A 23,384-nucleotide genomic window follows, 5' to 3' on the forward strand; every position below is an offset into this window, starting at 1 on the left:
CCTGATGTCGAGCGTCAACCTGCCAATCCCTCCAGGATCCCGATGATGGAACGGACCGTCCCCATCTGGTCCGCGGACACCCCGGATGTCCTCCCGGACTCGTCGGACATGACGACCAGCCCCTCGGCCGCATCACGCGACAGGATGTCCAATGTGTCGGACAACCCCCTGTCCGAGACGATGTCGACGGACACGGCCCCTTCTGAGGGGACGACGGCGATCGAGAGGGACGCGTTGGGGGATCTGAAGAGGGACTCGCCCGGATCCGGCACGAGCCAATCTGCGAGTCCTGTCACATCGACAGATACCCTCGTGCCATCGGTCGTGGAGTTCCAGACGATCCTCTCGCCCTGTGCGGCGACAGGGACCTTCACGGATGCCACGACCTCGGCAAACATGAGCCCTCCGAGGTATCTGCCCGAGACATGGACGTCTAGGTCCAACGCCGCCCCTTCCCTCGAGACCAGCTCGGACACCAACAGGTACAGGGTCGGCACGAAGACCTTCGAATCCAGATGGATGACGGCGGGGGTCCCCGAAGGCAACCTGATGCCGCCCTCCTTCAGTATCCCCACGTTGGAACCCATCTCCAGATCGACGAGATCGACGGACACGGAGACATCCTCCAGGTCGAAGACCAGACTGGATTGGACGGTCACATCCCCCTGGATGGTGAGGAACGACCCCTCCGTGTCGGCATCCAGTCCATCGGTGTCCGTTATGGAGATCCCCTGTCCCTGGGTGACGACGGCCATGATTATCAGGAACATCACGGGTATGATGACGACCAGGGGCACCAGGGCCAGAAGTGCCCTTGCTAACGAGACCCGACGGCCGCCCGTTTCCCTGCGGTCGCTTCCTTCGACACCTGCCAATTGCAGACCTTCCGTTGAGATGAAGATGGCCGCCCGTGCAACGGGCGGCCTGTTTGTTCACCCTCAGGATGACCTTCTGTACGCCACGACGGCGATGACCGCGATCACGGCGATGGCGGCAACAGCGACATACACCAGGGTGTTGTCGCCCTCCTTCTCGTCCGACTGTATGTCGAGCGAGTCCGATGCTGCGATCATGTAGTAGGAGAAGTGGTCCGTGAGGAACGTGACGGTATGGGTCAGCGGATCGTACGAGGTCACCTTCTTGGAGAGCTTCCCCTCATCGTTGACATAGTACACCGTGATCATGTCCGGATTGTCCCCGGGCTTCAGGGTGTAGGGGACCGTGACGGTCACGACGCCTCCGAGCTGGTGGACGGACTCCTCTCCCGCCAAGGCCTTGAGCTCATACACATCGGCATCGCCGACGGTATCGTGTATGTCCGGACTGAATGCCGTGCGGTCTGCCACGGAGATCGACACCGTGACGTTCTCGCCCTTGGATGCGAGGTTCGACGATACGTTGCCATCCATGGTGAGCGTTCCGACCTCTCCGGACAGCTTGACGTTCGCGTTGGAGTCGGCGGCCGCCTTGAGTGCATCGGACGGCATCTCCATGACCGCCTTGACATCGTCGTAGGTGTCGGTCTTGATCTCGACGGTTACAGGAACTGGATCGGATGCTCCGGGGTTGACCGCGTCTGCCGCTTCCGACGCCTGTTCGATCGCCTTCTGCATGGATTCCACATCCACGGCCATGGCGTCCCCCGACCCGGTGGGAACGGTTATGGTGGTCGTGACCTCTGTGGAGGTGGAGCCGGATCCCTTGTCGTCGACGTACTTTGCGGATGTCGAGACCTCCGCGTTGGACGTCGACTCGGACATGCTGACGTTGACCTCCTGCCTCACCACATCGCCGTTGTGGTCCTTGGACTCGGTCTGCGTGACCTCCTTGGACACCGAGTCCGTCTCGGTCTTGGTCGTGGTCGTCGATGTGGACCCCGCCTCGTTGCCGGAGGCGTCGTAGACGGTCTCGGTCTTGGAGGTCTCGGTCTGCTTGACGCCGTCCTGCTCCTTGACCACGGTCTCGGTGCTCGACTCGACCCTGGAACCGTCCTCGTACTCCGTCTTGGAGTCGACGGTGGTCACGGTGTTGCCTTCGGAATCCTTGGACTCCGTGGTCGTTTCCGTGGTGGTCGAACCATCGGGGTTCTCGGTCACCTCCGAATCGCCCGGTTCCGGATCGGGAGTGGGGCCGGGATCGGGAGTGGGGTCCACCGGCGGTGTCACCTGGTTGACCCTCCACTTCGCGTAGACGGTCGTGTCCCCGTAGATCGGTCCGTCGAAATCGAAGGGGACGGTGAGCGCGGAATCGCCGTACCATCCCTGGAAGGTGAACCCGCTGCGGTACGGATCGCTGGGAACGTCCGCATAGTGGCGGTAGTAGACCTCCTGCGAAGCCACCGTGGGGCCTCCGTTGGTGTTGAACGCGACAGTGTACTTGGCTGGCTGATAGGTGGCACGAATATTCGATATAGTCCTCAAATCACCAGCGGAGATCGTGACGGTTTCGGATTGGTGAGGATTGTCGTCGATCAATATTTCACTGGACTCGAAGGCATCTCTGAATATTGGCTCGTATATGAGTGCCCCCTCGCTGACCCAGAAGGAGTTATGATAGGCCCAACTCGGATGATATGCCACGGTATGGTACTCATCCTTGTAGCCATTTATCCCTTCGATCCATGCATTGGAATCGATGCTCATCACCAACACATCCATATCCAATCCATAGAGATACAGATAATCCATGGATTCCGGAAGAACCAATATCTTTGCTGAACTGCCATTGAACGCGGATCCCGATATGTTTCTCGCCCAATCGGGGATAATGAATATCTCCGAGTTCCCGATGTACCTTATCAGGTCATTCCCGCTATACAATGCCTCGTCACTGATGTAGACATAGTCATTGTTCACTTTGAGCTCCACGCTATTGAGATTTGCACATTCGTCGAATGCACCGATAGATATGGAACGGAGATCGTCTCCTTTGATGATGATGGTCGTCAGGTTATTGCAACCACTGAAAGCCCCTGGCCCTATGCCGGTGACTCCGTCAACGATGGTGTATTCCGAGCCCTCCTTCCCCGCGGGATATGTTATGAGAACGCCGTTCTTATCGAAGAGGACTCCGCCTGTACTGTAGTAGTTTCTGTTGCCCTCTTTTACCTCTATGTTCGTGAGGTTGCTTCCAGAGAGTCCCCCGACATACTCGACATTGGGCCCTATTGTCAGATTCTTGATGCTAGAATCCCACAGGGCATGCCCCCAGATGTCGATTCCGTCGATGGTAAGGTCCACAAGTTTCGGGCTGAAAGCGAATGCCCCACCACTAATCTCTTTGAAATAATCAGATCCGCTTAATTCCAAAGCTGTTCCCTGACCGATAACCGCGGAGATACAACCCTCGTTGTCCACTAGGACCTGGAAACCTGAAACATTCTTCACCTTATATGTGCAATCCTTATTGTTTATCTGGATATTCTCTAGTCCAGAAGGAATGTAACCGATGTACGTGAGCGGTGCATCGATTATGATCGTCTTCACCCAATAGGATGTCCATTCATATCCTCCCATCGATACGATACTGCCTTTATAGTACGGGTCCGTACCATCGGTTACGCATTCATATGATTTCGAGAACCCAACAGTTGCAGGAATCACCAAACAATTGATGTTATCCTCAACACCTGTGACATCCAATAGAATCTGTCCATTCTCCTTCCATGCCGTATACTGAACTCCGCCCACAATGATTGCTTCACTGCCGACTGCCACATCAATGTAGTCGGATTCAAACGCTAACCGCCCAATGTTGGGAGCATCCAGGAGTGATGTACTGCCAGGTCCATCGCCATCTGGGTTGTTTGGATTGAATTTGTATCCATGGAAGGCAAACGCCCCTATGGAAAGATTGCTAACGTCATTCAGACCCTTGATGACATCGATCGGTGCATCGTAGAATGCATATTCTCCAATACTGTTCAGAACACCTTCGAACGTCACCTCATTCAATGAAGTGCAACCATAGAAAGCATGGGACGGTATTTCAGATATGGAACTACCGATGATTACTGACTCCAGACCCTCGCATCTCTCGAAAGCGGAGACACCTATCGACTTAACAGAGTCCGGTATGATGACGGACTTTAGATCTGTAACGAAATCGAATCCGTCCACACTTACAATTGGATACTCGTTACCATCTACAATGACTTTATCGGGTATCACGAGATTGAATTCGCTAAGAGTCTCGTGATTTCTCAAGCCCGAGATTTCAGCGCTGTATTCTCCGTTGACAAGTGACAGATAACAAATAAGATCAGCATTCGACACTCCGTCACTGACTGAATAATAACATATGCCCCCAGGCCCCGTATAATTGTACCCCGTGATGGCGCCGGGTTCCACAGTCTTCAGATTCCCCCCGAAAGTAAGATTCAGAATACCGGATCCACTGAAGGAACCTGATCCTATTGTGGTCACGGCCATACCGTTCAGAGTTTCGGGAATGTTAACGTTCCCGCCACCTCCCGAATAGGATGTTATTTCGGATTCCACGTTTCTGAAATCATATGTGTATGTGTTGCCCTCGCCTATGTTCTCGTGTTCAGGCGCATTGCCGGCAACATCTGTAAGAAGCCCATCTACCTCCGCCCTGTCCTCGGGATTGATGTTGTCCGAGCCATAGGCCATGTAGTATGCGGAGAAGTCGTACTCAGAAGCGTAGTCCCATACCTCGCCCAGTACCCCCATTGCCTGCTCCAGCATCGGTTGCAGGAACACGGAGATGGTATCGTAATCGTCATCCGATACTCCCGCGTGATCGAGGATCCACTTCACATCGGAATAATCGGGCATGATACCCTTGCCTATATCCCCGACGATGTCGGACACATCGCCGACCCCTCCATCCGGCAGCATCTCGGAGATCTGCGAATAAAGCGAATTAAGTCCGAAATCCGACAGGTCCAAGGAGATGTCGGTGACGATTCCTGAACCTGTTCCGGAACCGTCGGAGACCACCAGGGACGCATAGACCTTCTTTACCAATGGATTGTCACCGTTGACCAGGGAGTTTATATCATCTGCAGTCAGACTGTCGTCATCCAGACCTCCGGTGATCGACAGGGTCGTGCTTGTTTCGGCGGATTCGGTGACATTTTCTCCCTTTAGCGTGTCGCCCTCTGCTACGAAATTCATTCCGATCTCCATCAAACTGCCCAAGGACAGGTCCGCATGGATCCACTGCGGTATCTTCTCATCGGAGAGCGTTATCTCGGCATACAGCGTCGCTGGCACATTCAACGAGAGATCGACCTTAGGATTCTGGAAACCCTGGTATTCGTCGAGGGATGCCGTGGCACTCGCAACGATGCTGCCCATGGCCTTCAGTATCAGCTTATTGCTTTCCGACACCGTCAGAGAGAACGCACCCTTGGCGGTAAGGCTCACATCGGCCGCCGGGTTGCCGGTCAGACCGTTCTCCTTGAGGAACCATTCCGAGAACAACTTCGCCATGTCGTCTATGTTCTCGGATTTCCCAATAAGGTCGAGAAGCCACCTCACCTCATCGGAGGAGTCTGAGGCAGCCTCCTCGGAGTATGACTCCGCGTATAATTTCATAATCTCGAATGCATCATCCTCATCCAGGGATACGGATGCACCCAGAGAATCTCCATCTCTCAACTCGGGGATGTAGTTGAGGTAATTCTTGATGTCAAAATTTCCCCCCCCCCTTCCGCTTCGACCTGGTCGGAGACGGCCACGCCTGTGAGGATCGCCCCCAGTGCGACCATTGTAGCCATCGCAACGACCAGTTTCCTCGTTCCGGATTGCATGAGAAACGATGACGATATACATACTTAAAAGCCTAGTATATGTCGATTTAGAAAATCCCACGACAACCTGACAAATCAGGCCCATTGATATTATATTAATAATTTATTGAACAAAATGATAAACGCTTAGATTCCCGATCCAGCTTGTACAATATCGCCGGCATTCTGGGAACGGATCGTTCGAAGAAGGGCGCACGGGACAGTACTCGGGAAAATATGTGCGGTCTCGTATGCCGATCGTCATGATGTACGCCCGGCCCTTCAGACACTCGTTCGGGTCGGTGTCATGATGCATCTCCACACCGGTTCCATCCATTAATCAAAGGATCCGATGTCCGTCGGGACAAAAGGCAGTACGCATTGCCACAACGAATGCCAGGACCGGATTTTCCAAACATCGAGAGATGTCATCATGTACGGTCAGAACGATGAATGCCAGTCGATGTGGACAGCGGCCCCCTAAAAACAACAGAATCCTGCATTCTCGCGGACAGAAGACAAGATGAGTGGGCCCGTCCGGATTTGAACCGGAGTTACGTACACCCCAAGCACGAAGGATACCAAGCTACCCCACGGGCCCACAAAAGGGCGAATTATGTTCTGGTTAAAAAGGTTATGCCCCGGGAACATGTCCCGGGGTCTGGAAATCATCCGAGAGGAGCGATCTCCTTGATGAGATCGGCATGGGATACGATCATTCTGCGGCAGCAGTATCTCTCGAAGCCGAGGCTGTCGAGAACCGCCTTGGGATCCTCTCCCATAGCAACACGCTCCGTGTACTGGGGGTAGGCGGAACCTACGACCTTTCCACATGTGAAACATCTGACCGGTATTATCATGCCAACATCTCCTCAACGGTAGGACTTCTGCTTCTTGGCGCGAGCGCCGGGACCCATGGGGTTCTTCGGCAGCTTTCTCCTGTCATCGTTGATCAGGAGAGACCTGTCGTAGGACCTGAAGACGGCCTCGAGCTCCTCATCCTTGTAGAAGTCGACGAGTCCTCTTGCGATGGCGGTCCTGGCCGCGGCGGCCTGGCCCATGACTCCGCCGCCGTTGACGATAACGGCGATGTCGACGTTCTGGGCCTTCTCGGGCACGAGACCGAGGGGCTCCTCGATCTTGAGCCTGGCCAGCTCGGGTGTGAAAACCTCGATGGGGACCTTGTTGATGGTCACCCTTCCGGTTCCCTCTTTGACGACGGCCCTAGCGATAGCGGTCTTTCTCTTTCCGCTTGTGTTCACGCAGTCAACCATAGGATCATCTCACATTGGAACCCAGGAATTTGGAAACGGCTCCCAGGGTGGTGTATTTGCCGGTGATCTTCCTGCAGGCCTCGGCGGGCTTCTCCTTCTCGCAGTCCTGGAACTGCTTGGGGGTGCCGACGAAGACGTGAAGCCTCCTGTAGGCCTCCCTGCCGGATGTGCTGGTCCAGGGGATCATTCCCCTGACGCACCTCTTGAAGAGAAGATCTGCCCTGCGGGGGTAGAAGGGTCCCTTCCTCTTGGTGGTGTCTCCGCGGTCGACCTTCTGCTTGAAGGCGGCGAAGACCTTGTCCTTGGTGCCGGTGATGATGATGGCCTCGGCGTTGAGGACGACGATCTCCTCGCCATCCATGATCCTCTCGGCGATGACGCTTGCGAGCCTTCCGTGGATCAGATTCCTTCCGTCGATTACTGTAACCATTTCATCACCTCATGATCCTGACGCCGGTTCCCTTGGGGTTGGCCTCTGCCAGCTCCTCGATGGTGAGCGTCTTTCCGCCTGCGGCCACGATAGCCTTGGCTGCTGCATCCGAGAAATCGTATGCGGCGACGGTGATCTTCTTGCTGATTGTGCCTGCGGCGAGAACTTTGCCGGGGACGACGATCGTGTCTCCGTCCTTGGCATACCTCTCAAGTTTGCTGAGGTTCGCTTCGGCCCAGTTCCTCTTGGGCTTCTCAAGCCGAAGCGCAACATCTCGCCAGATGGCAGCTGTCGTGTCCCTCGATTTCGCCTTGAGGTTGTCGATCAGGGCGATGAGCTGAGGGTTAGTCTTGCAGCTCCTCATATTACTGACTCTCCCGACATTGCGGTAATTCGCGCGTATACAGGTAGCGCTTATAAAGATAACTGTTAGGGAAGGCTCCGTCGGGATCGCGATACGGACCTCCGACCTTAAATGCAGGGAATCGACCGCGCATCGGGAGTATGTGATACCCTGCGACGTGGCTGCGCGAACCCGGACGTTCGGGCCTACAGGAACATGCTCATGTAGATCGGTATGTACGTTATGCTGCCATCGACGCGAAGGTCCTTGGAATGGACGACGTACGCCGTATCGACGAACCTCCCGTACTTCCCCATCAGACGATCGAGGGATTTGTGGCGGGACGACATGTTCCCCGACTTGCACTCGACGGGTACGATCATCCTGCCATCCGATATCAGGAAGTCGACCTCCTGGATGTTGTCGGTGTCCTTCACGGTGAACTTTGTATAGACGAGCCTGTGCCCGGCGGCCACGAGTTCCTGCGAGACCATGTTCTCGAAGAACATCCCCTCATTGACCTGCAGCTTTCCCCTCAGCATGGCCTCGTACAGCTCCTCGGCATCCCTGCTGTCTGCCATCATCGCGGATGTCACCAGGAGCCCTGTGTCCAGCATGTACATCTTGAACCTGTTCTCGTCCAGGTTCAGGGAGAGGGCAGGGCTGGGATCGTAGTTGTCCACACAGACGTTGATGATCATCGATTCCTTCAGCCAACCGACGCTTTTGAGATAGTCCCTGGTGCGGCCGTCCTGCTTGATCTCGCCGGGACTGAACGATTTGTCATGGTTGGACAGATACGAGGGGACCAGTTCCAGGATCCTTCCGGCTTTTTCACCGCCGCCGTACTCGATCTTTACCGAATCGTTCCGATAGAGGTTCAGGATCGACCTCTTTGCTTTCTCGACCTCGGACAGATTGTTCGTCCCGAGATACGCGCTTATCGCCTGAGGCATTCCTCCCATCAGCATGTACAGGCGGTACTCCGCCATGATGCGTTCATGCATCGTCCTCCCGAGAGGTTCCCTGTCGATGAAACACCGTCTGATCAGAGGGATGGTCTGCTCGTCTCCGATCGCCCACAGATATTCCTCGAAGTCCATGGGGTGCAACCTTATCGATTCCTCTTCGGAGGGTATCAGGATGCCCCTGACATTCTGCTTGATCGACAGCAGGGAACCCGTCTCGATGTAGTCGTATCTCCCGTCTGCGACCAAGTGTTTTATCATCTGCCTTGCGGGAGGGAACAGCTGGACCTCGTCGAAGACTATCGCGCTCTCCCTCCTGTAAAGGGTCGTCCTGAACATCTGCTGGAGGAACAGGAAGAACCTGTCCAGATCCCTCGGGTTCCTGAAGACGTTCCTCAGACCCTCGTCCATGTTGGAGAAGTCTATGAGGATGTGACTGCGATATTCGTTCCTGACAAAGGCCTCCACCAGAGTGGATTTCCCAACTCTCCGGGCCCCTTCCACCAGGATCGCGCTTCTACCTTGGGAAGTGTCCTTCCATCTGAGGAGTTCGTCGTAAACCTTTCTTTTGAAGAGGTCCATGATAGTATATAAATATGCACGTATATTAAAATTTTTAATAGATGATATTACACGTACAGTAAAATTTTCAATGCGTAAAAATACACGTACAGTGTAATTGGAACTGCATGATCCTTAGAGGGATCCAACACGGAGCAGACGCGGATGTCCCGCATCATGCATTTCAGAATCTCGCTCCCTGATGGCTGCGCGAACGGTCGTTGACCATCCCACGCGTTCGATGACCACGGCCGCTACCGATATCGTCGGACAGGGCGGCAAACAGAACACGGTGACCGAGCGTATCGACGTCGGGTGTGGACGGCATCATATAATTGATGGTCGTTGCTCCACCCAAGGAGATGAACCCGATGAACCCCACACCTCAGATTGATGCATACTTCGCCGAGCTAGCGGAAGCCTGTTCGAAGATAGACAGGACCGATCTCTCAAAGATGATTCATGCGATAGAGCAGGCGTACGAGCGCGAATCCACGATCTACATCTGCGGCAACGGAGGCAGCGCGGCGACCGCATCCCACATCTGTTGCGACTTCAACAAAGGCATCTCGATGTATCAGGAGAAGAAGTTCAACTTCGTCTCCCTGAACGACAACATGGCCACCATGATGGCGATCGCGAATGACGTCTCCTATGACGACGTCTTCCTGATCCAGTCCGAGGGGCGCGTCCGCGAGGGGGATGTCCTGATCGCGATATCCGGGAGCGGGAACTCCAAGAACGTCATCAAGGCCGTGGAGTACTTCAAGGGCCTCGGGAACACCGTCATCGGACTGTCCGGATACTCCGGAGGGAAGCTGAAGGACCTCTCCGACATATCGGTCCATGTCCCCGTGGACGACATGCAGAAGGCCGAGGACGCCCACATGTCGATCCTGCACCTCTGTGCACAGATCATCGCGAGGGAGCTCGGGCACCCCCTCTGCTGAGAAAAATCCTAGGGTTTGTCATCGGGGCCCCGTCCTCACGGGACCCCGACGTTTTCAGAATTCAGTTGACGTAGTACAGCCAGGACTCGTACTTGGGGTCCTTACCCCTGACGATGTCGGAGAACTTCTCGTGGATCTTGGTGGCGACCTCTCCGATCTTACCGTCTCCGACGGGGTGTCCGTCGATCATGGTGACGGGTGCGATCTCCGCCGCGGTACCGGTCATCCAGACCTCATCGGAGGATGCGAGCATGAACCTGGAGACCTCGATCTCCTCGACAGGGTATCCCATGTCCCTGGCGACGGTGATGATGGAGTCCCTGGTGATCCCCTCGAGGATGCACTCGGCGACCGCAGGGGTGATGATCTTCCCGTGGCGGTACATGAAGATGTTCTCCCCTGTGCACTCAGCGACATGTCCGACGGAGTTCAGCATGACGGCCTCGTTCGCGCCCTGCCTGACCGCCTCCCTCTTGGCGAGGGTGGATGCGACGTAGGCGCCGTTGACCTTGGCCCCAGCGGGTCCGCACAGGTTGTCGGGCCTCTGCCAGGAGGAGGTGATCAGCTTGGCACCGCTGTTGTCGGCACCGAGATAGTTCCCCATGTGGATGCAGGTGATGGCGAACGCGGGAGTGACCCCGATGGGATTCAATCCGACCTCCTCCCCGCTCAGGAAGACGCAGGGCTTGACGTAGTCGACGGCCTCCCCGTTGGCCCTGACGGCCTCCTTGATGGCCTCCATGGTCTCCTTCAGTCCGTACTCCTTGCCGTCGAAGACCATGTCGATGCCCATGATCTTGCATCCGTCCAGAAGCCTCTGGGCGTGTTCCTTGAGCCTGAATATGGCCATGCCCTTTGAGGTGTGGTAGACCCTGATCCCCTCGAACACACCGGTTCCATAGTTGAGAGCGTGGGCAAGGACGTGAACCTTTGCGTCCTCCCAGTCGACGAGCTTACCGTTCAGCCAGATCTTTTCGGTCTTGTCCATGGTATTTCACCTCGAAAGTCACGTACGCGCGTGCGTGTCGCAATACGCGCACAAGGTTAGCCGTATTTACACATTGTGTGAAGCGACCGACACTCAGGAATCGGAGCCCAGGATGAAATCCACCGCATCGGAGAACGTCTTCCCGTCCCCGACCTTGAACGTCCTGCACCCGAGCCTGCGCCCGAACTCCATGTCCTTGTCGTGGTCCCCGACCATCCATGAGCGGGAGGCGTCGATGTGGTGCTTGGCGATGGCGTCCAGGCCCATGCCGATCTCCGGCTTCCTGCAGGAGCAGTGCTCGTCAGGGGTGTGCGGGCAGTAGAATATGTCGTCCACGTGGCCTCCGGCGGACGAGGCCTGGGCCCTGAGCTTGCCGTGGATCCTGTCCAGTGTCCCCTCGTCGAAGTATCCGCGATGGAGTCCGGACTGGTTGGTTATGACTATGACCAGATATCCGGCGTCATTGAGCCTGGATATCGCCGACGGGACGTCAGGATACAGGTTGAACTTGTCCGGGTCGCTGCAATAGGGGACATCCTTGGCGATGGTGTCGTCCCTATCGATGAAGACCGCTCGATTGCCGAAGAGGATCTGCTCGACCATGCCGGCGATGATGTGGCAGGCGCAGATGTACCCCTCCTGGACGTGGGGGGTGTCCGTGGACGGTATGACGACCGCGTGGTCCGCGATGTCCTTCATCCTCCCGCAGTCTCCCGTGAACGAGATGCTCTTCCCGCCGCGGGCGGCCATCTCCTCCATGGCCAGGATGACGTTCTTGGAGTTCCCGGACGTGGACATGCCCACGAGGATGTCGCCCTTCCTGGCGAGACCCTCCACCTGCCTCTTGAAGACGAGGTCGTAGCTGTAGTCGTTCCCGATGGCGGTGACAGGGGCGATGTTGGACAGGCATACGCCGGGAAGGGCGGGACGCTCCATCTTGTACCTCCCGGAGAACTCGGCGGCGATGTGCTGGGCATCGGCGGACGAACCACCGTTCCCGCAGAAGATGACCTGGTTCCCGTTGCGGAACGCCTCGGCGATCATCTCTGCCGCCTTCTGGACCTGAGCGGGATCTATCTTGGAAATGGTGTTCGCTGCCTTGTTCAGCTCTGCCGTGATAACATCATTCATTCGGATATCTCCATGATATGACACCTTGGGGCTCGAACATGAAATCGGTGACCTTCGCACCCATCTTCCCGAGCTCTTTGGCTACGTCGTACTTGCGGTCGTATTCACATATGAAGTACATGAAACCGCCACCTCCGGCGCCGGAGACCTTCCCTCCGATGGCCCCTGCGTCCTTTGCCACCTTGTACATGGAGTCGATGAGGGGGTTGGTGACCTTGGATGAGAACTGCTTCTTGTACACCCAGGCCTCGTCGAGGATCTCCCCCGCGGTGTTTATGTCGCCCTTCTCCATGGCGAAGTACATGTTCTGGGCCAGCGCCTTGGTCTTGTCGAGGGCCTCCATGTTCTGGCCCTTGTTGTACTTGGACACCTGACTCTCTATTATGGTCGCGGACTCGCGGGTCTGGCCGATGTAGCACAGCAGGGAACGGTACTGGAGCTCGTTCACCGCGTCGTAGGGGATCCTGACGCGGTTGACATCGACCCCGTGGCTGCCGAACTTCATGTAGTTGAATCCGCCGAAGACCGCGGCGTACTGGTCCTGCTTGCCGCCCTTGAGGCCTATGTCCTCGCGCTCCAGCTTGTACGCGAGCTTGGCCATCTCGTCGCTGGTCATACGGATGCCCTGCCACTCGCACATCGCCGATATGATCGAGACGATCACCGTGGAGGACCCTCCGAGACCGGAACCGGGCGGCGCCTCAGACTGCAGGAACATCTTGAACCCGTCCGTGACCTCGAAATGATTGGTCACCGCCTTGATGAGGTCCATGTTGCCATCGAGGGGCAACGGTCCCCCGTCCAGGGGGGCCTCGTACTTCCCGTAATCGGCGGAATGGACCGACATCGAATGATCGTCGGTCGGGGTGATGGTACAGTATGCATAACGATTGATGGTGGTGTTGAATACAGCACCGCCTTTCTGGGAGGCATACGGGTCCACGTCTGTCCCGCCTCCTGCCAGGCCCACCCTCAGTGGAGCCCTGGCCCTATAGTGAATCCCATCCATCCCATCACCTATAGCCTCCTCGCGATACGGAGGCGTTCGATTATATCATTCCGACTATGGTATATAATTGTAAGTGCCGATTTATCGTATTTTGACGTGCTGGCACATATCGATGACGAGTGTCCCGGAACTGTTGGAACGACCGATGGATTGACACTGTTGGATGCGATATCGCATACATGGCCCGTCCGATGTCTCCGGAACACGGATGCGTCTCGTCTAACCATTATAAACATCGAACGCCTGCGCCAGAACATCCAGGAGGCCCTGCATGGAGTCAATGAAGGTCGTCGAGGCAAATCCGTATTTCTTCCCTTCCATGGGTGGGATAGAGCGCAGGATGCATGTCACAGCCAAGCACCTGGCTGCACGCGGACACGATGTGACCATCCTCACGGGACAGCTGCCTGGCACCCCCTCGGAGGAGGATACGGAATGGGGATACCGCATCGTTCGCGTCCCATCCAAGTTCTACGACATCTACAACCCCCCGTACATCACCTGCAAAGGGACTCTGGACAAGCTGAACGAGCTCGACCCCGACATCGTCGACTACAACTACCGCTGGGCACCGTCCTTCGACGGGGACGTGGCCAGGTTCTCGGGGAAGAAGGTGTTCACCTACCACAACATGTGGGGAGAGGGGGTCGGCATCCAGAAGGTCATCTCCTCGGTGAACGACAGCCTGTACCGCAAGAAGCTGGACAGGTACGACCACATCATCGCCATATCGGATTTCGTCCGCGACGACCTGGTAAGGCGCGGCCTCGAACCCTCGAGGATCACGACGATCGACAACTGTCTCGACGAGGTCCCCAAGCTCACGGGGGTCGAGGGAGATTTCATCCTCAACCTGGGGCGCATGGTCGAGACCAAGGGCCTCCCGTACCTCGTGGAGGCCATGAGGGACGTGGATTGCAAGCTGGTCATGTGCGGCAAGGGCCCGGAGGAGAAGCGCATAAGGCGCATGATCTCCAAGTACGGCCTCGAGGACAGGATCGAACTGAAGGGATGGATATCCGAGGAGGAGAAGATCGGGCTCATGGGGACATGCAAGTTCTTCGTCATGCCCTCGATATACGAGTCCTACGGTCTGGCGGCGTTGGAGGCCCTCTCCTACGGGAAGCCTCTCGTATGCACCGACGTGGACGGCCTGCCGGGGAACGTGAAGGATGCCGGGCACTATGTGAAGCCCAAGGACCCGAAGGGACTCGCGGACGGCATCAACAGGCTACTGACTGACGACGGATACCGCAGGACGCTCTCCGACAACGCGGTCAGGGTGGCCAGGTCCGTCACGTGGGAGCAACGTATCCTGGAAGTGGAGAGCCTCTTCAGGAAGGTCATCGACGGAGAGGTCTGATGGAAGCCATAGGGGATGTCCTGTTCGGCATATTCGGTGCCGACGGCGGATGGGGGGTCGTGCTGTGCATATTCCTGATATTCTTCATCGATGCCCTGCTGTTCCCCACGCTGCCGGAGCTGTTCTTCATACTGGGCTTCTCCTACGACCCGAGCATCGAGTTCGGTCTGCTCCTCCTCGGGGCCGCCGTCATAGCGGAATGGGTCGGGATCTTCTCGCTGTACTACATCACCGAGCACGTACGCATACCGCAGAAGGTCACCAGAGTCGTCGGGAAGTACAAGGACTTCCTGCTGGTGAGCGACGAACGCCTGCTGCTACTGAACCGCATCGCCCCCACGGTCCCCTTCGCGGGAGCGTTCATATCCATCGTGAAATGGGACCTGAAAAAGAGCTGGTTCTACATCACGATAGGTTGCATCCTGAAGTACGGCGTGATAATGCTCCTCAGCGACCAGATGTACAAGTACTACGCGGAGAGCGCCACCACCATGACCATCGTGATGCTCGTCGTCATCCTGGCCGTGAGCTTCATCCTCTCGTACGTCGTCAAAAAACGCAAAGGTCTCGACAGGGATGCCGAAGACTCCCCTAAAAACAATTAATAGGGCGCGGTCGATGAGTTCGGCATGAAGGCAGTCATCTTGGCGGGAGGGTTCGGTACAAGGATCTCCGAGGAGAGCCATCTCAGACCCAAGCCCATGATAGAGATCGGGGACAAGCCCATCCTTTGGCATATCATGAAGATATACGAATCGCAGGGGATCACTGACTTCATCGTGTGCGCGGGATACAAGCAGCACATCATCAAGGAATACTTCTCCAACTACGCGCTGTACAACAGCGACATGACCTTCGATTTCAAGAGCGGCGGCGTCACCGTGCGCTCCAATGCCTCCGAGCCCTGGACGGTCACCATCGCGGACACCGGCCTGAACACGATGACCGGAGGGCGCATCAAGAGGATCGAGCGCTACCTGGAAGGGGACGAGACCTTCTGCCTGACGTACGGCGACGGGGTCACCGACGCCCCCCTGGCGAAGGAGATCGAGTTCCACGAGAGGGAGGGGAGGGCCGCGACGCTCCTCGCCGCACGCCCGGCGGGACGCTTCGGCACCATGGACATGAACGGCGACAACGTCGAATCGTTCAGGGAGAAGAACCCGCAGGACGTGGGCTGGATAAACGGAGGGTACATGGTCCTCGACGCGGAGGTCATGGACTACATCTCCGGCGACGACACCACATTCGAGAAGGAGCCCCTGGAGAACCTCGCGCTCGACGGGAAGCTCAACGCGTTCAAGCATCCCGGGTTCTGGCAGTGCATGGACACCATGCGCGACAAGGAGATGCTACAGAGGATGTGGGACACCGGGAGCGCACCCTGGAAGACATGGTGATCCCTTGCCTAGCAGGTCATTCTTCTCCGGAAAGAGGGTCCTGTTGACCGGGCACTCCGGATTCAAGGGCTCATGGATGTGCGCGATCCTGGACGAACTGGGCGCGGACACGTACGGGTACTCCCTGGAGCCCCCCACGGACCCGAGCCTCTTCGATGTCGCCGGGATAGGCGACATCTGCACCACGGAGACGGGGGACGTAAGGGACCTGCCGAAGCTGAAGGAGTTCTACAGAAGAGCGAGGCCCGACGTGGTCATCCACATGGCCGCCCAGCCGATCGTGCGCATCGGTTACAGGGACCCGGTCACCACATACGAGACGAACGTGATGGGGACCGTGAACGTGCTGGAGTGCGCGAGGACGTGCGGGATGCCCGACTCGCTGCTGAACATCACCACGGACAAGGTCTACCGCAACAACGAGACGGGCATACCGTTCCGGGAGACGGAGCCCCTGGACGGGTTCGACCCCTATTCGAACTCCAAGAGCTGCTCCGAACTGGTAACGGCATCGTACTCCAGGAGCTTCTTCCAGGATGCGGCGGTGTCCACCGCGCGGGCGGGGAACGTCATAGGCGGAGGGGACTTCGCACCGGACCGCATCGTCCCCGACTGCATCAGGGCCGCGATGGCCGGAAGGCCGGTGGTACTGCGCAACCCGGGGTCCGTCCGCCCGTACCAGCATGTCCTGGAGCCTCTCACGGCATACCTCGACATAATCGAGAGACAGAGCGAAGACCACACCCTGTCCGGGAGCTACAACGTCGGTCCCCTGGAGGAGGACTGCGTCACTACAGGACAGCTCGCCGAGATGTTCTGCACCGCATGGGGCGAGGGCGCGTCCTACATCTGCGAGGGAGATTCCGGACCCCACGAAGCGGGCCTGCTCAGGCTAGACATCGCCAAGATAAGGAATGACATCGGGTTCGAACCGAGATGGCGCGTCCGCGAGGCCGTCGGGAAGACGGTGGAATGGGCGCAGTCCTGGATGGACGGGGAGGACATGCTCGAGAGGACGCGGGCCCAGATCAGGGAATACGGGGCGGTGGTCCGATGAGAAGCGCGGTGGTAACAGGCGCGAACGGATTCATCGGCAGCGCGGTCGTGCGCGAGCTCGTGGAGAACGGGGTCGAGGTCCTCGCAGTGATCCATGAGAGGGACGACGCGGTCAGGGACATCCCCGGGATCGACATAGTCAGAAGCGATCGCAGGAGCATAGCCTCCCTGAAGGAACATACCGGCTACGAGGTGTTCTACGATCTCGCGTGGGAAGGTTCGGCAGGACCTTCACGCGCGGACGTGTCCCTCCAGCTGTGCAACGCCGAATGGACGGCGGATGCCCTCAGGGTCTCCAAGGAGATGGGATGCGGGAGGTTCCTGCATGCCGGGTCCATCGTCGAGAAGGAGACTGTCGCAGCGGCCATCAAGGACGGCAACAGGCCCGGGATGGGCGGCGTGTACGGCTGCGGGAAGGTCTCGGCGCATCTGATGTGCATGCCCGTCGCCGCCGAACTTGGATGCGACATCGTATGGCCCCTCATCACGAACGCGTACGGTCCCGGCGAGAGGAGCCCCCGTCTCGTGAACAGCACCCTCAGGAAGTGCCTTGCCGGTGAATCGCCGAGATTCACGGCGGGGACCCAGAACTATGACTTCGTGTACATAGACGACGTGGCCAGGGCGTTCCGCCTCATCGGGGAGAGGGGGAAGCCGTTCAACGAATACCTCATAGGGAGCTCCGAGGCGAAGCCGCTGAGAAGGTTCCTCGAGGAGATGCAGGCCTCCGTCGCGCCCGACCTGGAGTTCGAGTTCGGAGACGTCCCGTTCACAGGGACGGACCTGCCGCTGTCGACGTTCGACTGCTCGAAGACGGAGAGGGACACGGGATTCAAGGCGGAGATCCGGTTCGGGGAGGGCTGCAGACGCACCATGGAATGGATAAGGGAGGGAAACCGATGGTACAACTGTTCGATTTCAAAGAGACGGGCATCGGGGGGCTCATCGCGATAACCCCGTTCAACGCGGAGGACAACCGCGGATGCTTCACGAAGGACTACTCCAAGGAGACGTTCGAGAAGAACGGGATAGCGCACGACCTGAGCGAGGTGTTCTACACCACCAGCCACAAGGGGGTCGTCAGGGCCATGCACTTCCAGAGGGTGAAGCAGCAGCCCAAGCTCGTGAGATGCATATCCGGCCATGTCTGGGATGTCGTCATAGACCTCCGCAGGGACAGTCCCACGTTCATGAGGTGGGAGGCCTTCGACCTGAGGGGTGACAACGCGCTCGAGATCCTCGTCCCGGCAGGATGCGGGCACGGATACCTCGTGATCGAGGATTCGATAGTGTCGTACAAGTGTGCCGAAAGATTCTACGGCGAATACGATGACGGGATAAGATGGGACGACCCGGACATGAACATCGAGTGGCCCCTCGAGCTCATCGGAGGTCCCGACAAGGTCATCCTCTCCGACAAGGACCTCAACCTGCAGTCGTTCAGAGAATTCATCGAGAGGTACGGCGGATTCCGATGAGGTGGCTGATCGTCGGGACCGGCCTGTCCGGGGCCGCCGTCGGAAGGACCCTTGCCGAAGCAGGCGAGAGGGTGCGCATCATAGACCGCAGGGACGTCCCCGGCGGCAACATGAAGGACCATCTCGACCCCAGCGGCATAATGGTCCAGGACTACGGCCCGCATACGTTCCACACCAACGACCGCCGCCTGATGGAGTACATGGAGCGCTTCCAGGACTGGGACCGCTACGAGCTCACATGCGGCGCCGTATGGGACGGCTCGTACACGCCCACGCCGTTCAACTTCACCACCATAGACACGTTCTTCGGAGGGGAGAAGGGGGAGATGATCAAGGAGGCGTTCCGGAAAGGACATCCCGGCAAGGCCACCATCACCGTCACGGAGGCGCTGTCCGACCCAGACCCCCTGATAAGGGAGTACGCGCAGTACCTGTTCGAGAAGGACTACAGGCCGTACTCGTCGAAGCAGTGGGGCAGGGACCCGTCGGAGATAGACCCTAGCGTACTGAGACGCGTCCCCCTGAGACTGTCCTACAGGGACGGCTACTTCGATGACGAGTTCCAGGTCATGCCGGCGACATCGTTCACCGATTTCTTCGACCGCATCCTCGACCATCCCAACATAACGTTGGACCTGGGCGTGGATTCCAAGGAGGTTCTGAGCGTGAGGGACGGGGCGCTGGACTGCGATGAGGACAGGGCGGTGTACACGGGGGCGCTGGACGAGCTCTTCGGATATTCCCTCGGGAGACTGCCGTACCGGTCCCTGACGTTCGAATGGGTGCACCACGACATGGAGAGCTTCCAGCCCGCGCCCGTCGTCGCATACCCCTCTGACCCCGAGATCGTCCGCATAACCGAGTACAACAAGCTGCCCATCCAGAAGGGGGACGGGACAGTGTGCGCGGTGGAGCGCTCCCACACGTACGAACCGGGCTCGTCCCTGGAACCGTACTACCCCGTGCTGACGGACGGGAGCATCGCCCTGCACGACAGGTACAGGAGGATGGCGGAGGACGTGGAAGGGCTGAGCTTCTGCGGGAGGCTCGCTGACTTCCGCTACTACAACATGGACCAGGCCCTGGACCGCGCCTTGTCACTGGGATCGTCCCTTGTGGCGTCCCTTTGACGCGAGACGCTCCTTCTTGGCCTCTATGACCCTCTCGTAGAGCACCTCGAGCTTCCTGGCGCTGCTGTCCTCGGAGAAGAACCTGGCACGCTCCATCGCGGCATCACGCATTCTGTCGTCGACCGAGTCCAATGCCTCGATGACGCGCTTCGCCATGACCGAGATGTCGCCCTTGCCGTCGTACAGGTATCCGTTCTCGTTGTCGGTGAGGATCTCCTTGAACGCACGGACGTCCGGTGCGACCAGCGGGACCCTGCACGCCATCGCCTCCATCAGGCTGAGGCCCTGGGTCTCGAACCTGGATGCCGTGACGACCACCTGCAGCATGGAATAGTACATTGGAAGCTCCTCGCGGGTCACGAACCCGATCAGATGGGTGCGCGACTCGAGGCCCTCCTCGTGGATCACCTGCTCGATGTACTCCCTTGCCGGACCGTCGCCGTCTATGATGAGGTCGACGTCGTCCGGAAGCAGCTTCAAGGACCTGACGACCTCCTCCACATGCTTCTCGAAGGACAGTCTCCCGACGCACATGATGGCCCTCTTGCCGACCAGGCCCATGGACTCGCGGAGACCCTCGGGCTCCGGAATCGGGTGGAATATGTCCGTGTCCACACCGGCAGTGACGACCGCCGTGTCCCTCGGCGTCACACCCTGCTCGGCCAGCTCCTCCAGGATAGGCGATGTGAACGACACCACCGCATCGGAATGGTTCAGGAGCTGGCGCAGATACACCCATGACAGCTTCTCCATCATCTCCGTGGGGAGTTTGACCGGCATGTAGTACTTCATCACGTCCGTGACCATCGTCCCCATGGTCACGACGTACGGGATCTTCAGGGTATGGGCGGCGATGAGTCCCTTCAGGCCCATCAGCGTGAGGCCGTGGGAATGGATCACGTCGGGGTTGAGGTCCCTGATTATCTCGATCTTGTTCGACGGGTATATCGGGACGAAATACCCCTTGTAAGTGGAGAATTCGACGGATGGGAAATATATCACACCCTCCACGCGGTCCTTCTCCCCGGGATCCGGGGCTATGATGAACACCTCATGCCCCAGCTTCTCCAGGGACTTCTTGACAGAATCGACCACGAACACCATTCCGTCGATGGTTGGGTGGTAGCTGTCGGTCATCAGGAGGACGCGCATGGTATCGCCTCTCAGAGTGCGTTCAGTGCCTTCACGTAATGGTCGGGCTTCATGCGGTCGATGACCTCCTCAACCTCGTCGGACCCTCCGACCAGGCCGACGTTCCCGTTGCTCGTGGAAATCAACGCATAGGCGGACTGTCCGGATTCGGGGATCATCTCCACGCCGTAGACGTCCTGGAGCATCTGGAGCCTCCCTATGGCCGTGACGGCGGCATCGTGGCTCACGACGGAGAGGACCATCCTGGACTTCCCGGGGAGCTCGCATTTCCCGACGACGATCGTCTCGACGTTGATCTTGTTGCGGGTGAACTCCCCCATGACCCTCTGCATGACTCCGAACTCGTTCTTGACGATGAGTGAGATTACGTGCATATTTCCACCATCCGCCGAAGGGAATTCGATATATATGTTGGTGTGTTTGAAAACGGCGCAGATGCCATACAGCCCAGATGACAATCGGACCGAAGAATGCGCGAACGATACCGATCCCCTCGAGATCTCGATCGGGATATGTGCATACAACGAGGAGCAGAACATCGAGAGATCGATACGCTCCATCTATTCGCAAAAGCTTCCCGGGATCACCGTGAAGCAGGTCCTGGTGGTGTCCAGCGGCAGTACGGACGGCACTGACGACATCGTGCGCTCGCTGATGAAGGAATACGACAACATCGTGTTCCTGCCTCAGGAGAAGCGCGAGGGGAAGAACTCGGCCATAAACATGTACCTCGACAACATGAGCACGGACATCGCGGTCATGCTGAACGCCGATAACCTCTTCGCCAGCGAGGATTCCCTGTTCCACCTCGTAGACCCGTTCAGGGACCCCAAGGTCGGGATGGTCGGCGGACATCCGATACCCACGAACGACCCCTCCACGAAGGTCGGGTTCGCATCGCAGATGCTCTGGGCCATGCACCACAACCTGGCGATGATCTATCCCAAGATCGGGGAGATCGTGGCATTCAGGGACATCGGGACGAGGCTCCGCACCGACCTCCAGTCTGACGAGGACCTTATCCGCATGAAGCTGGAGGAGGCGGGATACGACTGCATCTACGCCCCCGATGCGACGATCTACAACCGCGGCCCGGACACCGAGGAGGACTTCCTCAAGCAGAGGGTGCGCGTCAACATCGGCGAAGTTACGATGAAGCGGATCTACGACTACGACATCCCGTCCTGGAACAAGAAATATCTCATCAGGGCCTACTTCCAGACCTTCCGTCAGCTGGGATTCCATCCGTTCAAGATGCTCTATATGACCAGACTCGAGTTCAAGGCGCGTTCCATGGCAGAGGAGCACGTGAAGCGTGGCGACGACATGATGAACTGCTGGGACCCTGTCAAGAGCACCAAGAAGATCTGATCAGACGTCCCGCCCTTCGTCCAGGACCTCTCCGGGCTTCACGACGGTACCGTCCGCCAACACGGCATTTGACACCTTCGCGCCCTTTCCCACCGTGCAGCCTTCTCCCAGGATAACGTTCCTGAGCTTCGCACCGTTCACCGTGCAGCCTTCCATCAGCATGACCCTGTCCAGGTCCGAGCCGACTACCTTGGAGTCCCTCATTATGACCGTGTCGGTGAACCTGCACCCGTTCACGGTCGAGCCGCGACCGAGATAGAACGCACCCTCGATCGCGCACCCGGGGGCCTTCCAATCCCTGCCGTAGTACTCGTCGTCGGCGATCTCCAGATTGACCCTCATCAGGTCGCTCGGACGTCCCGCGTCGATGAACATCCCGTCTATCGGATGGGTGTACACCTTGCGGCCCGTCGAGACGAGATCGGGGAGCAGGTCCTTCGAGAAATCGTAGAACCCGGCGGGGATCGACCCCACCACGTCCCTGTTGATCACATAGACCCCCGAATTGATCTTGTTGGAGCGTACCTCCTCCGGCCGGGGCTTCTCCATGAAGTACTCCACGCGTCCGTCCTCGGAGGTGATGATCGTCCCGTATTCGCAGGGATTGTCCACGACCGTGGTGGATACGGTGACGTCTGCACCGATGTTCTGATGGAACGCTATCTGGTCCGACACTATGGAGGTCATGAAGACGTCCCCGTTGGCCGCGACGAACGTCGGGTCCAGACGGTCCTCGACCAGTTTGATCGCCCCTCCGCTTCCCAGAGGCTCGGACTCCACGGAATAATCTATGCTTATGTCCAATCCCGAATCGGAGCCGTCCCCCATGGCCTCCCTGATGAAATCCGCCTTGTATCCGCAGGCGAGGATGACCTCCCTGATGCCGGACTGCGACAGCGCCCTCAGAAGATACCACAGGCATGGCCTGTCGACGACCGGGAGGATGAGCTTCGGTCTCGTATTCGTCAGGGGGAGCAACCTGGTACCCTTCCCGCCGACCATCACGACTGCTTGCTTCACGC

At 57.9% G+C, this 23,384-nt stretch carries 22 protein-coding genes and 1 tRNA gene; 9 read left to right on the forward strand and 14 right to left on the reverse strand.

Annotation, left to right across the window (positions count from 1 at the left end; translation table 11 throughout):
* Positions 1-14: 14 nt before the first annotated feature.
* From V5D86_RS04450 to V5D86_RS04485, 8 genes are all read right to left on the reverse strand, one after another.
* On the reverse strand, positions 15-875 hold the full coding sequence (locus V5D86_RS04450) for a hypothetical protein (RefSeq protein WP_414595497.1): 861 nt from the start codon (positions 873-875) through the stop codon (positions 15-17).
* A gap of 63 nt (positions 876-938) precedes the next feature.
* Complete coding sequence (locus tag V5D86_RS04455; protein ID WP_414595498.1) at positions 939-5,564, reverse strand: leucine-rich repeat protein; 4,626 nt, start codon at positions 5,562-5,564, stop codon at positions 939-941.
* Positions 5,565-6,286: 722 nt separating this feature from the next.
* Positions 6,287-6,359 (reverse strand) — tRNA-Pro (locus tag V5D86_RS04460).
* A gap of 67 nt (positions 6,360-6,426) precedes the next feature.
* Positions 6,427-6,618, reverse strand: a complete 192-nt coding sequence (locus V5D86_RS04465; protein ID WP_414595499.1) for a DNA-directed RNA polymerase subunit N — start codon at positions 6,616-6,618, stop codon at positions 6,427-6,429.
* A 12-nt stretch (positions 6,619-6,630) separates the two neighbouring features.
* Complete coding sequence (locus V5D86_RS04470; protein ID WP_414595500.1) at positions 6,631-7,032, reverse strand: 30S ribosomal protein S9; 402 nt, start codon at positions 7,030-7,032, stop codon at positions 6,631-6,633.
* 4 nt (positions 7,033-7,036) lie between these two features.
* A complete protein-coding gene (locus tag V5D86_RS04475; RefSeq protein WP_414595501.1) occupies positions 7,037-7,462 on the reverse strand; it encodes a 50S ribosomal protein L13 in 426 nt (141 codons plus the stop codon).
* Positions 7,463-7,466: 4 nt separating this feature from the next.
* A complete protein-coding gene (locus V5D86_RS04480; RefSeq protein WP_414595502.1) occupies positions 7,467-7,826 on the reverse strand; it encodes a 50S ribosomal protein L18e in 360 nt (119 codons plus the stop codon).
* A gap of 185 nt (positions 7,827-8,011) precedes the next feature.
* Positions 8,012-9,355, reverse strand: a complete 1,344-nt coding sequence (locus V5D86_RS04485; protein WP_414595503.1) for an ATP-binding protein — start codon at positions 9,353-9,355, stop codon at positions 8,012-8,014.
* 350 nt (positions 9,356-9,705) lie between these two features.
* Here V5D86_RS04485 and V5D86_RS04490 point away from each other — a divergent pair, with 350 nt between their 5' ends.
* Positions 9,706-10,284, forward strand: a complete 579-nt coding sequence (locus V5D86_RS04490) for an SIS domain-containing protein (RefSeq protein WP_414595504.1) — start codon at positions 9,706-9,708, stop codon at positions 10,282-10,284.
* A 61-nt stretch (positions 10,285-10,345) separates the two neighbouring features.
* On the opposite strand, the gene V5D86_RS04495 is transcribed toward V5D86_RS04490, so the two are convergent.
* The 3 genes from V5D86_RS04495 to V5D86_RS04505 form a co-directional block, all read right to left on the reverse strand.
* Positions 10,346-11,272 carry a branched-chain amino acid transaminase gene (locus V5D86_RS04495; protein WP_414595505.1) on the reverse strand — a complete coding sequence of 309 codons (927 nt, stop codon included), beginning with the start codon at positions 11,270-11,272 and terminating at the stop codon, positions 10,346-10,348.
* Between the two features lie 93 nt (positions 11,273-11,365).
* The gene (locus V5D86_RS04500) at positions 11,366-12,403 is read right to left on the reverse strand and encodes an HAD-IIIA family hydrolase (protein WP_414595506.1); all 1,038 of its coding nucleotides are present in this window, start codon (positions 12,401-12,403) and stop codon (positions 11,366-11,368) included.
* Complete coding sequence (locus V5D86_RS04505; protein WP_414595507.1) at positions 12,396-13,346, reverse strand: kinase; 951 nt, start codon at positions 13,344-13,346, stop codon at positions 12,396-12,398. Before V5D86_RS04505 ends, V5D86_RS04500 begins: the two co-directional genes overlap by 8 nt.
* 337 nt (positions 13,347-13,683) lie before the next feature.
* Between V5D86_RS04505 and V5D86_RS04510 the strand changes: the two genes are divergently transcribed.
* The 7 genes from V5D86_RS04510 to glf are packed head-to-tail and all read left to right on the forward strand — an operon-like array spanning position 13,684 to position 19,839.
* Positions 13,684-14,775 (forward strand): glycosyltransferase family 4 protein, encoded by a 1,092-nt coding sequence (locus tag V5D86_RS04510; protein WP_414595508.1) that lies wholly within the window; start codon positions 13,684-13,686, stop codon positions 14,773-14,775.
* Positions 14,775-15,380: a hypothetical protein gene (locus V5D86_RS04515; protein WP_414595509.1), complete on the forward strand. Its 606-nt coding sequence runs from the start codon at positions 14,775-14,777 to the stop codon at positions 15,378-15,380. Before V5D86_RS04510 ends, V5D86_RS04515 begins: the two co-directional genes overlap by 1 nt.
* A 24-nt stretch (positions 15,381-15,404) precedes the next feature.
* The gene (gene rfbF / locus V5D86_RS04520; protein ID WP_414595510.1) at positions 15,405-16,175 is read left to right on the forward strand and encodes a glucose-1-phosphate cytidylyltransferase; all 771 of its coding nucleotides are present in this window, start codon (positions 15,405-15,407) and stop codon (positions 16,173-16,175) included.
* 4 nt (positions 16,176-16,179) lie between these two features.
* Positions 16,180-17,232 carry a CDP-glucose 4,6-dehydratase gene (rfbG, locus tag V5D86_RS04525; protein ID WP_414595511.1) on the forward strand — a complete coding sequence of 351 codons (1,053 nt, stop codon included), beginning with the start codon at positions 16,180-16,182 and terminating at the stop codon, positions 17,230-17,232.
* Positions 17,229-18,185, forward strand: a complete 957-nt coding sequence (locus V5D86_RS04530) for an NAD-dependent epimerase/dehydratase family protein (protein ID WP_414595512.1) — start codon at positions 17,229-17,231, stop codon at positions 18,183-18,185. The genes rfbG and V5D86_RS04530 overlap by 4 nt, the downstream gene beginning before the upstream one ends.
* Complete coding sequence (gene rfbC, locus V5D86_RS04535; protein ID WP_414595513.1) at positions 18,131-18,709, forward strand: dTDP-4-dehydrorhamnose 3,5-epimerase; 579 nt, start codon at positions 18,131-18,133, stop codon at positions 18,707-18,709. The genes V5D86_RS04530 and rfbC overlap by 55 nt, the downstream gene beginning before the upstream one ends.
* Entirely contained in the window at positions 18,706-19,839 is a 1,134-nt protein-coding gene (glf, locus tag V5D86_RS04540; protein WP_414595514.1) for a UDP-galactopyranose mutase, read from the forward strand. The genes rfbC and glf overlap by 4 nt, the downstream gene beginning before the upstream one ends.
* Here the strand turns inward: glf and V5D86_RS04545 are convergent.
* Both V5D86_RS04545 and V5D86_RS04550 read right to left on the reverse strand, forming a co-directional pair.
* Entirely contained in the window at positions 19,807-20,991 is a 1,185-nt protein-coding gene (locus V5D86_RS04545; RefSeq protein WP_414595515.1) for a glycosyltransferase, read from the reverse strand. The two genes, glf and V5D86_RS04545, sit on opposite strands and share 33 nt — an antisense overlap.
* An 11-nt stretch (positions 20,992-21,002) precedes the next feature.
* Positions 21,003-21,365, reverse strand: a complete 363-nt coding sequence (locus V5D86_RS04550; RefSeq protein ID WP_414595516.1) for an acetolactate synthase — start codon at positions 21,363-21,365, stop codon at positions 21,003-21,005.
* Positions 21,366-21,426: 61 nt separating this feature from the next.
* On the opposite strand from V5D86_RS04550, the gene V5D86_RS04555 reads away from it, so the two are divergent.
* A complete protein-coding gene (locus V5D86_RS04555; RefSeq protein ID WP_414595517.1) occupies positions 21,427-22,362 on the forward strand; it encodes a glycosyltransferase in 936 nt (311 codons plus the stop codon).
* On the opposite strand, the gene V5D86_RS04560 is transcribed toward V5D86_RS04555, so the two are convergent.
* Positions 22,363-23,382, reverse strand: coding sequence for a sugar phosphate nucleotidyltransferase (locus tag V5D86_RS04560; RefSeq protein ID WP_414595561.1), 1,020 nt, complete (start codon positions 23,380-23,382; stop codon positions 22,363-22,365).
* Positions 23,383-23,384: the final 2 nt, after the last annotated feature.

The organism is Candidatus Methanoprimaticola sp. MG2 (genome assembly GCF_047501175.1).
GTDB lineage: Archaea > Thermoplasmatota > Thermoplasmata > Methanomassiliicoccales > Methanomethylophilaceae > Methanoprimaticola.

Bases quoted from the DNA above. Each gene is read 5' to 3' on its own strand.
- V5D86_RS04455 (WP_414595498.1), bottom strand. From the start codon at position 5,564: ATGAAATTATACGCGGAGTCATACTCCGAGGAGGCTGCCTCAGACTCC.
- V5D86_RS04465 (WP_414595499.1), bottom strand. From the start codon at position 6,618: ATGATAATACCGGTCAGATGTTTCACATGTGGAAAGGTCGTAGGTTCC.
- V5D86_RS04470 (WP_414595500.1), bottom strand. From the start codon at position 7,032: ATGGTTGACTGCGTGAACACAAGCGGAAAGAGAAAGACCGCTATCGCT.
- V5D86_RS04475 (WP_414595501.1), bottom strand. From the start codon at position 7,462: ATGGTTACAGTAATCGACGGAAGGAATCTGATCCACGGAAGGCTCGCA.
- V5D86_RS04480 (WP_414595502.1), bottom strand. From the start codon at position 7,826: ATGAGGAGCTGCAAGACTAACCCTCAGCTCATCGCCCTGATCGACAAC.
- V5D86_RS04485 (WP_414595503.1), bottom strand. From the start codon at position 9,355: ATGGACCTCTTCAAAAGAAAGGTTTACGACGAACTCCTCAGATGGAAG.
- V5D86_RS04490 (WP_414595504.1), top strand. From the start codon at position 9,706: ATGAACCCCACACCTCAGATTGATGCATACTTCGCCGAGCTAGCGGAA.
- V5D86_RS04495 (WP_414595505.1), bottom strand. From the start codon at position 11,272: ATGGACAAGACCGAAAAGATCTGGCTGAACGGTAAGCTCGTCGACTGG.
- V5D86_RS04500 (WP_414595506.1), bottom strand. From the start codon at position 12,403: ATGAATGATGTTATCACGGCAGAGCTGAACAAGGCAGCGAACACCATT.
- V5D86_RS04510 (WP_414595508.1), top strand. From the start codon at position 13,684: ATGGAGTCAATGAAGGTCGTCGAGGCAAATCCGTATTTCTTCCCTTCC.
- V5D86_RS04515 (WP_414595509.1), top strand. From the start codon at position 14,775: ATGGAAGCCATAGGGGATGTCCTGTTCGGCATATTCGGTGCCGACGGC.
- rfbF (WP_414595510.1), top strand. From the start codon at position 15,405: ATGAAGGCAGTCATCTTGGCGGGAGGGTTCGGTACAAGGATCTCCGAG.
- V5D86_RS04530 (WP_414595512.1), top strand. From the start codon at position 17,229: ATGAGAAGCGCGGTGGTAACAGGCGCGAACGGATTCATCGGCAGCGCG.
- rfbC (WP_414595513.1), top strand. From the start codon at position 18,131: ATGGTACAACTGTTCGATTTCAAAGAGACGGGCATCGGGGGGCTCATC.
- glf (WP_414595514.1), top strand. From the start codon at position 18,706: ATGAGGTGGCTGATCGTCGGGACCGGCCTGTCCGGGGCCGCCGTCGGA.
- V5D86_RS04545 (WP_414595515.1), bottom strand. From the start codon at position 20,991: ATGCGCGTCCTCCTGATGACCGACAGCTACCACCCAACCATCGACGGA.
- V5D86_RS04550 (WP_414595516.1), bottom strand. From the start codon at position 21,365: ATGCACGTAATCTCACTCATCGTCAAGAACGAGTTCGGAGTCATGCAG.
- V5D86_RS04555 (WP_414595517.1), top strand. From the start codon at position 21,427: ATGCCATACAGCCCAGATGACAATCGGACCGAAGAATGCGCGAACGAT.